The organism is Dokdonia donghaensis DSW-1 (genome assembly GCF_001653755.1).
GTDB lineage: Bacteria > Bacteroidota > Bacteroidia > Flavobacteriales > Flavobacteriaceae > Dokdonia > Dokdonia donghaensis.
On record NZ_CP015125.1, the window covers coordinates 989,310 to 1,005,448 of the forward strand.

Consider the following 16,139-nt stretch of genomic DNA (forward strand, 5'->3'; position numbering starts at 1 on the left):
TTTTTAACTAAAACATTAGTTTAAACTAAATATTTAGTTATATTTGAAGTGTTGATGTTCAATATATTGACATACAGACTATTCAATTCCAGTTTTTATGAAACAACTTACAAAGGCAGAAGAAGAAGTAATGCAATTATTATGGGTGGCACAAAAGGCAAACGTCGCACAGCTTATCGAGCAAATGCCAGAGCCAAAGCCTGCTTATAATACAATCTCTACCATCATAAGGATTTTAGAAAACAAAGGCTTTGTAGGCCACGAGAAGGAGGGAAGAGGCTATATCTACCATCCTCTTGTGACTAAAGAGGTGTACAGCAACGCCTCTATGCATAAAATGATGGATAGCTATTTTAATGGCAGTTTTAAAAGTATGGTAAGCTTCTTTGTAAAAAAGAATGATTTAGATGTAAAAGAGCTGGAATCTATTCTGAAAGAAATTAATAAAGACAAGTAATTATGGGATCTTACATTATACAAGTCATATGTTTTCAAGCATTATTTCTAGCAGTGTATTACCTGCTTTTAAGAAAAGAAACCTTTTTCTCTTATAACAGAATATACTTGCTAGTCACTCCTGTAATTGCCCTCGCATTGCCGTTTATAAAAATCGCAATGTTACAAACGGTGGTGCCTGTAGAGACTTTTGCCAGTGTTCTCCCAGAGGTTGTAATAGGTGATGTGGCAGTGACTACACCTACAGATGTGGCTCCTGTTACAGCATCTTTTAGCATACCGTGGTCACAAATTTATATGGCAGGTGTGGTGATTAGTCTAGCTGTACTCACCATAAAGGTTAAAAAATTTACAAGCTACTTTTCCTATAAGCAGAAAGGGTCTAGCATCATTGAGATTCCTTCATCTACAGAGGCTTTTACATTTTTTAACTACATATTTATTGGAGCAGATATAGATACGCTTTCGCGAAAGCAAATACTTACCCACGAACAGATACACGCAAAGCAAGGGCATACTTGGGATCTTATCTTCTTTGAGATTTTGAAAGTAGTACTGTGGTTTAACCCAATTACCTACTTGTATCAAAAAAATATAAGCATCGTACACGAGTACCTAGCAGACCAAAAAGCAACCGAAGGTATCTCAAAATACACCTATTATGAAGAGTTACTTAACACAGCCTTTGGCACAAGTAAACTCTCATTTACAAATACATTTTTTAATCAATCATTAATCAAAAAACGAATCGTTATGTTACAAAAATCCAAGTCCAGACAAAGTGCGCTTATCAAGTATCTTGTAATAGTACCGCTCATTTTAGCAATGCTAGTACAAGTCTCTTGGGCACAAAATGCGGTAGATAATGAAGGTAAGAGAAACTTTACATTAGTCATTACAAAATTTGAAAACGGTAAAGGCTTGTACAGTGTTATGGTTAAAGATTCTATAAAGCTTTTACCTAATGAGATGAAATTTATTAACGCGCTTCGAGATGATAAATCACTAGAGATTCGTGATATCGTAGAACAATCAAAAAACAGAGGGGTCAGTGATGAGGATGGTGAAGGTCTTGCAATGATACTAATGATGCCTTTAAAAGAATCTGTGGGAGAACTTGCTGCAAAGTATAATATAAAAGCCTACACTTTTGAGGAGTTAAAGGAAATGCAAAAAAATGATCCTAGTTATGCAGCTTCAAGAATTAATTTCTCTGAAGTAGTTGAGAAAGAGGAGGTTGTTGATATTCCTTATGCAGTGATAGAAAATGTCCCAACTTATCCTGGTTGTGAAGATTTAGTAGGTAATGATGCTCAAAAAGTGTGTATGTCTAATAATGTGTCTAAATATGTAAACCGCAACTTCAATATGAATATTGCTAAAGATTTAGGTCTCACTGGCGTTAATAGAATCTTTGTTTCATTTAGAATAAATAAGACAGGGCAAGTAGATAATGTAAGAGTCAGAGCACCTCACGAAGCTCTTGAAGAAGAAACGAGAAGAGTTATTTACAACCTACCACAAATGAAACCAGGCACGCAAGGAGGAGAAAATGTGGGCGTTCTCTACAGTCTCCCTATCACATTTCAAATAGCTAAATAATTTTTAATAAAAAACAGAAACCACTGCTTTTATGGCATTACAATACATTATTCAAGTCATCTGTTTTCAAGCATTATTTCTTGCAGTATATTACCTGCTTTTAAGAAAAGAAACTTTCTTCTCTTATAACAGAATATACTTGCTAGTTACGCCTGTAATTGCCCTCGCATTACCATTTATAAAAATCTCAATGTTACAAACGGTAGTGCCAGTTGAGACATTTGCCAGCGTGCTTCCAGAGGTTGTAATAGGTGATGCAGCAGTGAGTAAGCCTACAGATGCGGCTCCTGTTACAGCATCTTTTACCATACCGTGGTTACAAATTTATATGGCAGGTGTGGTGATTAGTCTAGTTGTACTCATCATAAAGATTAAAAAATTTACGAGCTACTTTTCCTATAAACAGAAAGGGTCTAGCATCATCGAGATTCCTTCATCTACAGAGGCTTTTACATTTTTTAATTACATATTTATTGGAGCAGATATAGATACGCTTTCGCGAAAGCAAATACTTACCCACGAACAGATACACGTAAAGCAAGGGCATACTTGGGATCTTATCTTTTTTGAGATTTTGAAAGTAGTACTGTGGTTTAACCCTATTACCTATTTATATCAAAAAAATATAAGTATCGTACACGAGTACCTAGCAGATCAAAAAGCAACCGAAGGTATCTCAAAATACACCTATTATGAAGAGTTACTTAACACTGCCTTTGGCACAAGTAAACTCTCATTTACAAATACATTTTTTAATCAATCATTAATCAAAAAACGAATCGTTATGTTACAAAAATCAAAATCACAAAAAAGCGCATTAGCAAAGTATTTACTTTTAATTCCACTTGTACTTGCAATGCTCGTGTATGTTTCTTGCTCCGAAGATAATGGAGTAGAGAGCGAGCGAACCCTAGAACAAGAGATCGCAGAATTACAAATTGCACTAGAGCAAAAAGAAGAACTTACAGAGAGCGAGAGAAAACTTTTTAATCAACTTAATAAAACCTTATTAGAAAAAGGTGGTAACAAGAGTGTATATACTTACGATGCGGGAGCAAAAGATGATGAGATAATAGAAGTGCTTGAAGTAGAACGTGTTTATGATGTAGATGAGAACGGAAATATTCCATTTGCTGTGATAGATGATGTTCCAGTTTTTCCAGGATGTGAGTCCCTTACCTCAAATGAGCAATTAAGGAAATGTATGTCTCAAAAGGTAAGCGCTTTAGTTAACGCTAATTTTAATGTTGCATTAGGGAAGGAGCTCAATCTCAAGGGTACTAATAGAATTTTTGCGAGCTTTAAAATTGATAAAAACGGATTTATCACAAACTTAAGAACGCGCTCGCCACACCCAGATCTTGATGCTGAAGCACAGCGTGTGATTTCTATGTTACCAAAAATGAAACCTGGTAAGCATAATGGCGAAGTAGTAGGCGTTCTCTACAGTCTACCTATCACATTTCAAATAGCAGAGTAACCTATGAAAAAACTATTTATAGTAATTTTAATTGGAATGATATCAAAAGTCGGGGCGCAAGCTCCGGCTTTGGCCGTTCCAGATAGTTTATACGCCACTGGTGAGTATACAAAGGCAATAGCACAGTATGAGAAGATTCAAGAACCTACGGCACGTATATGGCTACAAATAGCTAGAGCATATAAAGGGAAGGGAGCAAAAACAGCTGCTCTTAACTTTTATAAAAAGTCACTAGGGCTTAACGATAAGCAACCCATCGCTGCAACCGAGTATGGAAGATTACTCCTCACAAAATCAAAATTTAAAGAAGCAGACAGTGTTTTTTCTATACTTTCAACGAGATACCCCACAAATGCCGAGTATCACTATCAATGGGGACGAGCACTCAAAAAGACCGCGGTAAAGGACACCTTAGTTTTAAATAAAAAAGTAGATAATGAAAAGATAGATACCTCAGAAAAGGCATTTGCAAAAGCAGTCCAGCTGGACTCAACACATCAAAAGGCAATGTTTGAACTTGCAAAGTATCACTTGGGTCATAAAAACTATCCAGAGGTAGAGGTGATCTGTAAAAAAGCACTTGAAAGCGAGCCAGAAAATATTGAGATTATAGGCGTGCTGGCTCAAAGTTACTATTACAAAGGCTGGTGGATAGAGGCAATAGATCTTTTTAACCAGTTGCTCGATATGGGAGTAGATACCTTATTTGTGAGAAATAAACTAGGGCGTGCCTATTATGAGAAAAGAATGTATCCAGAGGCTATAGAGGCTTATGAAGAAGTACTCGCTTATGATGACGAAGATTGGGGTACACTTATCACTCTTGCCAGATTATATAACTTTAACCGTGAGTATAACAAGGCTATAAACTATGCTATTAAAGCGCTCAAGTATAAAAATTTACCGCTTGATGATGTTTATTTTACATTAGGTAGAGCATATGAGTTTAAGAAGGAATTTCCTAAAGCAATGAAGCACTATCAGCTAGCAGTAAAAGAGGATCCTTATAACTTTGACGCCTTATATGCCATTGCAGTAGCTGCAGATAATTATTATGAGGATAAGGAAGAGGTGCTCAAACTTTATGAGAAGTTTGTGGCAAATTTTGAAAACGTAAAAAGACCACCATATTTAAAAAGAGTAGCCGATGATAGAATTGTGATTCTGAAAAGAGAAATTTTTGAGGGACAAGAGAAGAAAGAGTAGGCCAGCGATGGCCGCTTTTTGGAGCGGTTTAAATATTGTATTTTCGAGCTACGTATGAAATGGTTTTTACATCGTGGCTTATTGATAATCACAGCAGTAGTTGTGATGACTTCGTGCGACCAGATTGAAACCAAAAAAATATCTTCTTCGCAGTACCTTTCTGAGAGTTGGAAGGCAATAGATCTACATAGAGTAGATGGGTATCCCACTTTTGATACCTGTGCTACATTGCCAGAAGGGGAGCCGCTTAAGGCTTGTTTTCAAGAGACGGTTACAAAGACCTTTTACGAGTCATTTGGAAAACATACCATCGTAGTGCAACGCGCTCTAGACGACACCATATTTGTAGACTTTGTAGTAAACGAAAAAGGGAAGTACTGCATAGACACCCTTAAAATCACTCAAGAAATCCGTACAGAAATCCCTCGCCTAGAACAGTGGATACACGAAGCCGCAAGACAATTACCAGAAGCAAAACCTGCAACTAAAGAAGGCGTACCCGTAAAGACACGATTTAAAATCCCTGTGGTTTTAAAGGTGGAGTAGTAGTAAGGCACGACAAACTATTTCTTGTAGTTGCGACCTTTCCATTGATACCCAGTAGTAAGCGATCTTAGGGCTATGTAGGTGCTAATAAAAGGGTAGCAAACCATCACAACTGGATACCATTTTAAATATCTTTTTCGGTTGTAAAAAGAAGCTTCGGAAGCAATGAGGATAACATCAACGACTAGTTTTATGAACAACCCCATTATGATGATGGATTGGGTTTCCGCTTTCGCGAAAGCGTAATAAAAAACTCCCACAACACTTAAAAGATTAACACCCAAAACAAGAATCCCCATTAGTTTTGAAAACCAAAAGGTATAAGCGCTAGACTTTGCCGCCCAGCGTGTGCGCTGTGCTATAAATTTCTTCCACTGCTTTTGAGGCTGTGTGGATATAATCGCATCTGGAGAGCGTAAATAGCTTATCCTCTTTTTAAACTTCTCTTGAAATTTCTCGAGTAAAAAATGATCATCTCCACTAGCGATATGATTATTATTTGAAAAGCCTTGAACGGCTGTAAAGGCTTCTTTGTCATAAGCGAGATTTGCTCCGTTACATAAAAAAGGAAGGCCAAAATAAAAGCTTCCGGCGGTTGCGCCCATAAGACTTAAAAAGTCCAATTGCTCATAGGCAGTTATAAACGAAGGCTGAACCGTGGTGCCAATGGCAACAGGCATAATCACCATAAGTGGTGATTGTTGCAAGATGATAGCGTTTAGTGTGTTGAGCCAGTTTGCGGGCACGGTACAGTCGGCATCTGTGGTCACAATCCACTGGTGTTTACTGGTGTGGATGGCGGTCTGGAGTGCATCTTTTTTTGGCGATGCAGAGGTGCGCACATTGTCTATAACATCAATATTTGTGAGCGCATAACGGGATATACACTTATTTATGACCTCAAGAGAGTTATCTGTAGAGGCGTCATTTACTAAGATGATTTCCCAGCTGTCTTTTGGGTAGTTAACTCTGGCTAGTGATTCCAGCAAATTAGCAAGATGCGCTTCTTCATTTCTAAAGGGTACAATAACGGTAAATGTGGTAGTTGCAGTGTCACAAGTTTGTGAGAACGTACCAGCGCGTTTAATCTTAAGCGCAAACCCGAGAATGATAATTCCATAGAGCAAGAAAATAGAAAGCAGTACCCAGATCATTATACTGTCTTTATGGTGCTAATAGGCTTTTGGACTAGTAAAAAGTAGGCGCCAGGTAATAGCGGTACTACTACATTGAGCAGCCACATTAAAAGCACCGTACTTAGTACAATCTCTTCGGGTATAGTAAACCAGCCAAAAATAAGAACAGCCACACCACCACGCACGACAACATCTAGTAGCTGCATCACAGGTATGAGCGAGCTCACAAGGTAGGTAGCACAAATGCACGCCATTACAAAAGGATAACTTGTGGTAGCACCTAGCACGTAGAGAATGAGGTAAAACTGATGTGCAAAAATGATATATCGTATAAAGGAAAACAGGCGTACCTTCTTTTTGATGGGTGCTGCAATAGATTTCCAGTACTTCTTGATTTTATACCAAGGATTTCCTTTGAGTGTCCAGTGTACACTTCGTAGTATTTTAGGGAGTATCTGGTATAATACGAGCGCCATAAATATGCTCAAACTCCAAAAGAATATCGCTGTCCCACTTGTAAAAAAGGCAATAATCCCTAAGCCTATGCTCCCAAAAATAAGCGTTGCCAGCAGCTGGTACATATTGCCTATAAAGTTTAAGAAGAGTATCTGCTTGCGTTGCTCTTTTGGATAATAGAGAGCCTTTGCACCATAGTCCCCAGCTTTTGCAGGAGTTACAAACCCTACGAGGTGAGCGGTGAGGGTTTGTATTGCGCTTTCGCGAAAGCGTACTAGTCTATATATACTCACTAGAGTTTGCCATTTTTTGATTTCAAAAAACCAGTTGGCAACTGTAAATAGTAATATAATTATAATATAGAGATATAACGATGATGTATTAATTTCAGATAGCTGAAATTGTAGCGAGCGTAAATCACCGCGATCTAGTTTGTCATAAATAAAATAGCCAGCCAGTAGTACAATGAGAATCTTAAGAGTCGCCCAGAGTAATTGCGTAGCTTTGTGAGATAATCTAGGCATTCATTTCTTTGTTAAGGATGAGCACAAAGTAACAATAAAAGCATTGGCAGACGAAAAAATCATATTAGGTATTGATCCAGGAACCACTATTATGGGTTTTGGACTTATCAAGGTTGTGGGTAAAAAGATGGAGTTTATGCAACTCAATGAGTTATTGTTACAAAAGTATAATGACCCTTATGTGAAGCTCAAACTCATTTTTGAGCGCACCATACATCTCATAGATACGTATCACCCAGATGAGATTGCGATAGAGGCACCGTTTTTTGGCAAGAATGTACAAAGTATGCTCAAGCTAGGTAGAGCACAAGGAGTGGCGATGGCAGCAGGTTTATCTCGAGAAATCCCTATCACAGAGTATCTCCCTAAAAAGATTAAAATGGCAGTTACTGGAAATGGTAATGCAAGTAAGGAGCAGGTGGCAAGAATGCTACAGTCTTTACTAAAACTTAAAACCTTGCCTAAAAACTTAGACGCTACAGATGGTCTTGCCGCAGCAGTGTGTCACTTTTATAATTCTGGAAAAGTAGAAATAGGTAAGAGTTACTCGGGCTGGGAGAGCTTTGTAAAGCAAAATGAAAAGCGAGTTAAGAAGTGATATTTCTTTAAAACCTATGGCATCCATCTACATCCACATACCATTTTGCAAGCAGGCGTGTCATTATTGTGATTTTCACTTTTCGACCACGATGGGTAAAAAGGAGGAAATGATAACGGCTATCATAAGCGAACTTGAGATGCGTAAAGCCGAGTTTGAAAATGATGAGGTGTCTAATCTTTATTTTGGCGGTGGGACACCTTCTGTCTTAAACACTGCAGAGATTGAACAAATTATAGATGCTTGCTACGCACATTACAAGATTCAAGAAGACCCAGAGATTACCCTAGAAGCAAATCCAGACGATCTTACTCCGCAAAAAATAAGAGAGCTCGCAGCATCGCCCATTAATAGATTGAGTATAGGCGTGCAATCATTTTATGAAGAAGATCTCAAATTAATGAACCGTGCTCACAATGCTCAAGAGGCAATAGATTGCCTGAGATTAACAAGAGCAAGCTTTCCTAACAGTTCGCTAGATCTTATTTATGGAATCCCCGGAATGAGTAATGAGCGCTGGGAGGAGAATATAGATAAAGCACTAGCACTAGACCTACCTCATATATCTGCCTACGCGCTTACGGTAGAGCCTAAGACGGCCTTAGAAAATTTTATTAAAAAAGGGATTGTACCTCCGGTAGAAGATGAGGTAGCTCAAGAGCATCACGAGCTATTAATACATAAGATGGAAGCTGCTGGTTATGAGAATTACGAGTTTTCAAACTTTGCAAAACCTGGTTTCCATTCTAGAAACAACACCGCATACTGGCAAGGTAAAAAATACATAGGTATAGGCCCGTCTGCACATAGCTATGATGGTAAGCGCCGCGCTTGGAATATAAATAACAACCCAAAGTACATCAAAGCAATCACGGCTGGAGAGTTACCGCAAGAGGTAGAAGAGCTCTCGCTCACAGACCAGTACAATGAGTATGTAATGACGAGATTGCGCACGCAGTATGGAGTTTCTTTACTCGAGATAAAAACACAATATGGCGAGCGTTTTTATAACTACTTTTTAGAACACGCTCAAAAACACATAGAGCAGCATTTGCTTTTTATAGAAGAAGATAGAGTCTATGTGAGTAAAAAAGGAAAGTTTTTAAGCGATGGTATTGCAAGTGACTTATTTATACTCAACTTAAAGTAGCCTAACTTGTTGCAATGAGTTTATGTCTAGGTAAATCAATAGAGTATTTTTATCTTTAGTTTTCTTTTGAATTACGCTATGCTTGCAACTATAACTCATAATAAAGAAACTTTTAAGGTCAATCTTTCAAAACCCATTGATCTCTCTATTCCCCTTACTTCTAAGAAGAATCCGCTGGCTTGGTATATTGACCCGCCTAAGTTTGAGACGGTCACAGATGGCGAGTGGGTAGGGAGTGTGCGTAAGGGTGGCGATGTAAATTTTACTACCATCACCTTTAACCCACATTCTCACGGCACGCATACAGAGACCGCTGGTCATATCACAGAAAAGGTGCATAGCATTAATAAAAATCTTAAAACATTTTTCTTTGTCGCAGAGGTGGTGACGGTCATACCAGAGCCGCTTGATAATGAAGATGATGATTTTATACTAAGTGATAAGCAGTTTAAAAACCTACTTAAAAATAAATCACCAGAAGCTTTGGTGATACGCACATTGCCTAACGCACGCGAAAAGAAAACAATGAACTGGTCTAACACAAACTGGCCGTTTGTAGATGAGAGGGCAATGGTACGCTTTCGCGAAAGCGGTATAAAACACCTTCTCATAGATTTACCTAGTGTAGATAAAGAGAAGGATGGTGGAGAGCTCAAGGGGCATCACGCGTTTTGGGATGTAAATGGTGAGATACGACTAGATGCAACTATTACAGAGATGATCTATGTGCCACATAAAGTTCCAGACGGGACGTATCTTCTTAATCTCCAGATTGCCTCTTTTGAAAATGATGCCACACCTAGCAAGCCTATCTTATATAAAATCGAAACAGAATAATGCAACCACCTTACTACGCTGTAATCTTTACATCTACACAAACCAGTAGCACAAGAGGCTATAAACAAGCAGCAGATCTTATGGAGGAGCTGGCCGCGACAATGCCAGGTTTTCTGGGAGTAGAGGGAGCTAGAAATGATAGCGACCACCTAGGGATTACGGTATCATACTGGCGCTCGCTAGAAGATATTGCAAGATGGAAAGCCCAGGCAGAGCATCAAGGTGCGCAACGTATGGGGAAGTCAGACTGGTACGATAACTATACGGTGAGAATATGCAAGGTGGAAAGAGCATATAGCTTTGATAAAAGTTAAATATCTGCCAAATGTTAAATAGAAACATACGATGTTTTTTAACATTTGCGTTGCAATTATAACCACACCTCCCAAGGTAATATTTCACGTTTATAAATCATCAATGTGTTTAAAATCAGCTATTTTTAGCTTGTCTGAGAACACCCTTATTTTAGATTTATTTTTAATGTCATACTCACATTGATCTAAAGTAAGCACCTAACACCATCATTCAAAATGCCTAACTATCATCTCTCATCCTCCTATCTTAAAAAAACGATTATAACTAAGTATGCATACGTCCTGCTGGCTTTGCTTACCATAACTATTTCTTGTAAAGAGAAGAGCACACCTACAGACAACCTCTTTAAGTTTAAAGATTACATTTCTTACACCACAGAGGGGAGACAGTCTGTTATGAACCCTATACGTGTGGAGCTTGCACAGCCACTCACGCAGTTTGAGGTAGACCAGGTGCTACCTAGTGATATCATTAAAATGCGTCCTAAAGTTTCTGGAGTGCTTAGTCTTCATAACAGTAGACTACTAGAGTTTATACCAGAAGAGCCTCTCAAACCAGACACGGCATACGAGGTTACTCTTATGCTTGATAAACTGTATGATGATCTTGACACAGGGAAGGAGCAATTTACTTTTGGCTTTAAGACCATTACCCCAGATTTTAAAGTAGCGATGGGCGCCTTACAATCATATAGTAAGGATTATAATTATCTAGAAGGACAAATAGAAGCGAGTGATAATATCGCTTTCGCGAAAGCGCAACAACTCATAAACGCCTCTCAAAATGGTAACGCACTAGCCGTAAAATGGTTTAATAAAGATGAGGTGTCTAGATTTCATTCGTTTAGAATAGATAGCATCTCCCGCACTAAGGCAGATTCACAAATTATGGTTGCCTGGGATGGTAAAGCTATAGGAGCCAGAGACACAAATGGTAAGAACACCATACAAATACCGGGAAAAGATAATTTTAAAATCATAGGCATACATCAAGAGCGCGGCGCAAACGCCTCTGTGATTATAAATTTTTCTGACCCATTAAAGGATAACCAAAACTTTGCTGGACTCGTGACAATCGCGCGTGCAGGAAACCTTCGTTTTGAGGTAAAGGGAAATGTACTACAGGTATATCCAGAAAATAAGATAGTAGGTAATGCACTGGTTGAGGTTTTTCAAGGAATAAAAAGTATCGATGATTATAAGTTGAAACAACCCTTTAAAGAGACCGTAAGTTTTGAGCAAATAAAACCTGCCATACGGGCTATCACAAATGGAGTTATTCTTCCAAAATCTACGAGTACTCCTTACTATTTTGAGGCAGTAAATCTTACACACGTAGACGTGAGAGTGATTAAGATTTATGAAGATAATGTACTCGAGTTTTTACAAGAGGGATCGCTTAATAATACGAGTAGTTATAACCTTAAAAAAGTAGGTAGGCGCATAGCAAAAAAGACGATTGAGATTGCACAACAAGGTGATCTTAACACCGGCCAGTGGCAAGCTCACGGGGTAGATCTCTCAGCTATTTTTAAGGCAGATCCTGGAGCATTGTATAGAGTAGAGATAAGTTATAAACCTTCTTATGCTATTTATGATTGTGATGATGCTGTTGCTAGTAGTGTAGAAGAAGATAGTTATGAGGACTATTATGAAGATGCATATACCGAGGCAGAAAGTCCAGATGAAGATGCTAGAGAGGAGCAGTACTGGGATAACCGCATCTATAGATGGCGTAAGCAAGTGTACGACTGGAGACAAGAAGATAACCCTTGCCACCCTGCATACTATCAAGAGTCAAAATTTGTAAATAGTAATTTACTAGGGAGTAATCTAGGGGTGATTGTAAAAAAAGGAAAAGACAATTCCTACTTGTTTGCAACATCAGATATTGTGACTACTACGCCAGAGGCAAACACAAAAATCACATTATATAATTACCAAAAGCAACCTATTGCAACAGTCACTACAGATGCGACTGGAATAGCTCAAGTAACACCAGATGGTTACCCAGTATATGCTGTTGCAGTAAAAGATGGAAACTATGCTTACTTAAAACTGCAAGATGGGCATAGTCTCTCTATGAGTAAATTTGATATTGCGGGTAATCAACTTGAGAAAGGACTTAAAGGTTTTACCTACTTAGATAGAGGTGTGCATCGCCCTGGTGATACCATCCATCTCACTTTTGCACTTAATGATAAGGCAAACCCGTTGCCAAACGATCATCCGGTAAAGCTGGAAGTGACAGATGCACGAGGTAAACTTATGTATAGAAAGGTAGCGTCTGGATCAAAAAGAGGATTTCAAAATGCAAACCAAGCGCTCAATAACTTTTACTATTTCCCGGTTACTACAGAGCAGGACGCTCCTACGGGTAACTATAATGCTACCATCTCTGTGGGAGGTGCCACATTTAACAAAACGCTCAAAGTAGAAACCATAAAACCTAATCGCCTCAAAGTAGACCTTACTTTTAAAGATGAGATACTACAAGCAAGCGGAAATCTTATGGGAGCTGCTACTGTAAAATGGTTACACGGAGCGCCTGCCAGAAATTTGAAAATTAAAACAGACGTTACTATACGCAAGTCAAGTAGCGGGTTTAGCCAGTTTCCTGGATATAATTTTTATGACCCAATTAGGGAGTTTGATGAGGTTAGTATGGATGTGCTAGACGGCACTCTGGATAATGAAGGCAACATAAAGATTAATAAAAAAATAGATTTGAGTAAGCGAGCACCGGGTATGCTCAAGGCAACGTTTGTTACAAAAGCCTATGAGGGAGGAGGTGACTTCTCTCTAGATGTGGTAAGTAAGGATGTCGCACCGTTTGATAACTTTGTAGGTTTGCGAGCTCCAAAAAGTCGTGCCTACGGCAGTTATTACACAGATCAAAATATTGAGTTTGATCTGGCTACTACAAATGCTCAAGGCGCACCAGCTGCGGGCCGTAAGCTTCAAGTAAAAGTATTTAAAATGTCTTGGCGCTGGTGGTGGAACAGGAGTCGAGATAATTACTCTAGTTATGAAACAAGTACCGTACATACACCTGTACAAAACTTTACCGTCACGTCTGGTTCTAACGGAAAAACAAGTTTTAACCTCAATATTCCGGAGAAGGAAAGCGGGCGTTATCTTATATGTGTTATAGACCCAGAAAGCGGTCACGCTACAGGCCGTATCGCATATTTCTATAGAAACTGGGGTGGTTTTCAAAGAGACTCAGAAAGTGCAAAGATGCTCGTGTTTTCGGCAGATAAAGATGAGTATAGTGTGGGAGATAATGCCACCATTACGTTCCCATCTTCGGCGGGAGGTAGAGCGCTTGTGAGTATTGAAAATGGTACAAAAGTACTCGAGAGTTATTGGGTAGAAACCGAGCAAGGTAAAACCAATTTTTCCATACCTGTTACCTCCGCAATGGCGCCTAATGTGTATGTGAATATTTCGCTATTACAGCCTCACAAACAATCTGTAAACGACCTTCCCATTAGGCTTTATGGTGTAATTCCTTTGATGGTAAAAGATAGGCAAACAGTGTTAGAGCCGGTAATCACTATGCCAGATGTATTAAAGCCAGAAGAGCCATATACTATCAAAATCACAGAAAAAAATAATAAACAGATGACCTATACTATCGCTGTGGTAGATGATGGCTTGCTGGATCTTACAAGATTTCAAACACCAAAAATTCATAAGCATTTTTATAGCAGAGAAGCACTAGGTGTGAAGTCGTTTGATATGTATGATTATGTGATAGGTGCATATTCTGGCAGTGTAGATAATATTTATGCAATAGGAGGTGGTGATGCTGCGAGCGCTGCCAAAAATAGAAAGGCAGAACGCTTTAAACCTGTAGTTACTTATTTGGGCCCTTTCGCTTTAAGCGAAAACGAAACAAAGTCACACACGGTAACAATGCCTAACTATGTAGGCTCTGTGAGAGCAATGGTAATTGCTGGAGATGCTACAAAAAGTGCCTATGGATCTGTAGAAAAGACAGTACCTGTGCGTAAACCGCTTATGGTTTTAGGTTCGCTTCCGCGAAAGTTATCTCCTGGAGAACACGTGACTTTACCAGTAACAGTGTTTGCGATGGAAAACAACATCAAGCAGGCTAAGATTACCGTCAAAACATCTGAAGCTTTTAAAGCATCTGAAGGGAATGTAAAAACGGTAAATTTCACGCAAGTGGGAGAAAAAATAGTTCCTTTTGAGTTTGATGTGCAAGCTGCTACAGGAGTGCAAACTGTACAAATTATTGTAGAAGGTCACGGGGAGCGTGCAACCTATGATGTTGAGATAGACGTAGAAAACCCAAATCCTATTACTCAAAAAGTAACCGATTACGAACTAGACCCTAGCAGTAACCTTACTATTGATTATGAGACGTTTGGTGTGGCAGGGACTAATGAAAGCGCTTTAGAGTTTTCGACATTACCCCCTATGGATTTTACTAAGCGTATGCAGTATTTAATACGTTACCCACACGGCTGTGTAGAGCAAACTACCTCTGGAGTATTCCCGCAACTGTTTTTAGATGATGTTTTTGATCTTACGTATGAGCAAAAACGAGACGCGCAACAGCATATTAAAGACGGTATTGCGAGGCTAGGCCGTTTCCAAAACACAGACGGAGGTCTAGGTTACTGGCAGGGAGAAACAGAAGCAGACCTGTGGGGAACCACCTATGCTGGACACTTTATGATAGAAGCCCAGAAAAAGGGATATGCATTACCACTCACTTTTATGAATAACTGGTTACGTTTTCAGAAAAAGGAGGCTCGTGAGTGGAGATCTGGACAACAAAGTTATAATGCAACGCTAGTACAAGCATATCGCTTATACACGCTCGCACTTGCGGGACAACCCGACCTTGCAGCGATGAACCGTCTTCGTGAGAATACAAATTTAAGTAATGAAGCAACGTGGAGGCTTGCGGGAGCTTATGCACTAGCAGGTCAAGATAAAGTAGCTGGGCAACTTGCTACTACGGCAAATATTGATTTTACTCCTAAAAAATATGACTACCATACCTATGGCTCGGTATATCGCAACAGGGCAATGGCGCTAGAAATGATGGTGCTTCTTAATGATAGCAAGCAAAAAGAGCTTGCTGTAAGTATAGCCAAAACGCTAGCTTCAGACAGGTGGTTAAGTACTCAAGAAACCAGTTATGCACTGCTAGCTATGGCAAAAATGGTTCTAAAGAACGGAGGTAAAGCAATGCAGTTCTCTTATGTAAAAGATGGAAAAGAGTATAGTGTAGATACACAACAAGCTATCGCTCTACGTGATATAAAAACGCAAGACGGAACAAATAAAATCATTATAGAAAATGCTAAAAATAGTACCGTGTTTATACGTCTTGTGCAAAGTGGTAAGTTACCATTAGGCAAAGAGCTTGTAGATCAAAAAAATCTACAGGTTAAAACAACCTTTTATAACCTTGCAGGTGAAGTGATGTCTATCAATAATCTCCAGCAGGGAGAAGAGTTTACAGCAAAAATTACGGTGAGTAATACGAGCAGAGATTATGTAGATAATGTCGCGCTTACACAAATCTTCCCAAGCGGTTGGGAGATAGTGAATACACGTTTTACAGATGCTCAGGGAGGTACAGCAGGAAGCGCTCGATATACAGATATAAGAGACGATCGTGTGCAGTTTTATTTTGATATGAGTAAGACCAGCACAAGAACATTTACGGTTCGTCTTAATGCAAGTTACTTAGGTGATTACTATTTACCAGGTACTCAGGTAGAGGCTATGTATGATGCGACTTATTATGCCAGATCAAAAGGTACTTGGGTAAAAGTTAAGAACTAACA

General features: G+C 39.0%; 12 protein-coding genes. 10 read left to right on the top strand and 2 right to left on the bottom strand.

From position 1 onward, the window contains the following. The first annotated feature begins 97 nt into the window (after positions 1-97). From I597_RS04305 to I597_RS04325, 5 genes are read left to right on the top strand one after another with little or no spacing between them, the layout of a single operon-like run. Positions 98-457, top strand: a complete 360-nt coding sequence (locus I597_RS04305; RefSeq protein WP_035326788.1) for a BlaI/MecI/CopY family transcriptional regulator — start codon at positions 98-100, stop codon at positions 455-457. Between the two features lie 2 nt (positions 458-459). Next, a complete protein-coding gene (locus I597_RS04310; RefSeq protein WP_035326790.1) occupies positions 460-2,058 on the top strand; it encodes a M56 family metallopeptidase in 1,599 nt (532 codons plus the stop codon). A gap of 31 nt (positions 2,059-2,089) precedes the next feature. Further along, positions 2,090-3,538, top strand: a complete 1,449-nt coding sequence (locus tag I597_RS04315) for a M56 family metallopeptidase (RefSeq protein ID WP_035326793.1) — start codon at positions 2,090-2,092, stop codon at positions 3,536-3,538. Positions 3,539-3,541: 3 nt separating this feature from the next. Continuing rightward, entirely contained in the window at positions 3,542-4,744 is a 1,203-nt protein-coding gene (locus I597_RS04320; protein ID WP_035326795.1) for a tetratricopeptide repeat protein, read from the top strand. A gap of 54 nt (positions 4,745-4,798) precedes the next feature. Beyond that, a complete protein-coding gene (locus tag I597_RS04325) occupies positions 4,799-5,290 on the top strand; it encodes an energy transducer TonB (RefSeq protein ID WP_152594967.1) in 492 nt (163 codons plus the stop codon). Positions 5,291-5,307: 17 nt separating this feature from the next. Here the strand turns inward: I597_RS04325 and I597_RS04330 are convergent, their stop codons facing one another. Next, on the bottom strand, positions 5,308-6,444 hold the full coding sequence (locus I597_RS04330) for a glycosyltransferase (RefSeq protein ID WP_035326800.1): 1,137 nt from the start codon (positions 6,442-6,444) through the stop codon (positions 5,308-5,310). Further along, positions 6,444-7,406: a lysylphosphatidylglycerol synthase domain-containing protein gene (locus I597_RS04335; RefSeq protein WP_035326803.1), complete on the bottom strand. Its 963-nt coding sequence runs from the start codon at positions 7,404-7,406 to the stop codon at positions 6,444-6,446. Before I597_RS04335 ends, I597_RS04330 begins: the two co-directional genes overlap by 1 nt. Before the next feature lie 43 nt (positions 7,407-7,449). On the opposite strand from I597_RS04335, the gene ruvC reads away from it, so the two are divergent. From ruvC to I597_RS04360, 5 genes are all read left to right on the top strand, one after another. Further along, positions 7,450-8,004, top strand: a complete 555-nt coding sequence (gene ruvC, locus I597_RS04340) for a crossover junction endodeoxyribonuclease RuvC (RefSeq protein ID WP_035326806.1) — start codon at positions 7,450-7,452, stop codon at positions 8,002-8,004. Between the two features lie 16 nt (positions 8,005-8,020). Continuing rightward, positions 8,021-9,154, top strand: a complete 1,134-nt coding sequence (gene hemW / locus I597_RS04345) for a radical SAM family heme chaperone HemW (RefSeq protein ID WP_035328970.1) — start codon at positions 8,021-8,023, stop codon at positions 9,152-9,154. A gap of 78 nt (positions 9,155-9,232) precedes the next feature. Further along, entirely contained in the window at positions 9,233-9,991 is a 759-nt protein-coding gene (locus I597_RS04350) for a cyclase family protein (protein ID WP_035328971.1), read from the top strand. Beyond that, positions 9,991-10,305 (top strand): antibiotic biosynthesis monooxygenase family protein, encoded by a 315-nt coding sequence (locus I597_RS04355; protein ID WP_035326809.1) that lies wholly within the window; start codon positions 9,991-9,993, stop codon positions 10,303-10,305. The genes I597_RS04350 and I597_RS04355 overlap by 1 nt, the downstream gene beginning before the upstream one ends. A 216-nt stretch (positions 10,306-10,521) precedes the next feature. Then, a complete protein-coding gene (locus I597_RS04360; RefSeq protein ID WP_052111896.1) occupies positions 10,522-16,137 on the top strand; it encodes an alpha-2-macroglobulin family protein in 5,616 nt (1,871 codons plus the stop codon). Positions 16,138-16,139: the final 2 nt, after the last annotated feature.

Bases quoted from the DNA above. Each gene is read 5' to 3' on its own strand.
- I597_RS04325 (WP_152594967.1), top strand. From the start codon at position 4,799: ATGAAATGGTTTTTACATCGTGGCTTATTGATAATCACAGCAGTAGTT.
- I597_RS04330 (WP_035326800.1), bottom strand. From the start codon at position 6,444: ATGATCTGGGTACTGCTTTCTATTTTCTTGCTCTATGGAATTATCATT.
- I597_RS04310 (WP_035326790.1), top strand. From the start codon at position 460: ATGGGATCTTACATTATACAAGTCATATGTTTTCAAGCATTATTTCTA.
- I597_RS04320 (WP_035326795.1), top strand. From the start codon at position 3,542: ATGAAAAAACTATTTATAGTAATTTTAATTGGAATGATATCAAAAGTC.
- I597_RS04305 (WP_035326788.1), top strand. From the start codon at position 98: ATGAAACAACTTACAAAGGCAGAAGAAGAAGTAATGCAATTATTATGG.
- I597_RS04360 (WP_052111896.1), top strand. From the start codon at position 10,522: ATGCCTAACTATCATCTCTCATCCTCCTATCTTAAAAAAACGATTATA.
- I597_RS04350 (WP_035328971.1), top strand. From the start codon at position 9,233: ATGCTTGCAACTATAACTCATAATAAAGAAACTTTTAAGGTCAATCTT.
- I597_RS04335 (WP_035326803.1), bottom strand. From the start codon at position 7,406: ATGCCTAGATTATCTCACAAAGCTACGCAATTACTCTGGGCGACTCTT.
- hemW (WP_035328970.1), top strand. From the start codon at position 8,021: ATGGCATCCATCTACATCCACATACCATTTTGCAAGCAGGCGTGTCAT.
- I597_RS04355 (WP_035326809.1), top strand. From the start codon at position 9,991: ATGCAACCACCTTACTACGCTGTAATCTTTACATCTACACAAACCAGT.
- I597_RS04315 (WP_035326793.1), top strand. From the start codon at position 2,090: ATGGCATTACAATACATTATTCAAGTCATCTGTTTTCAAGCATTATTT.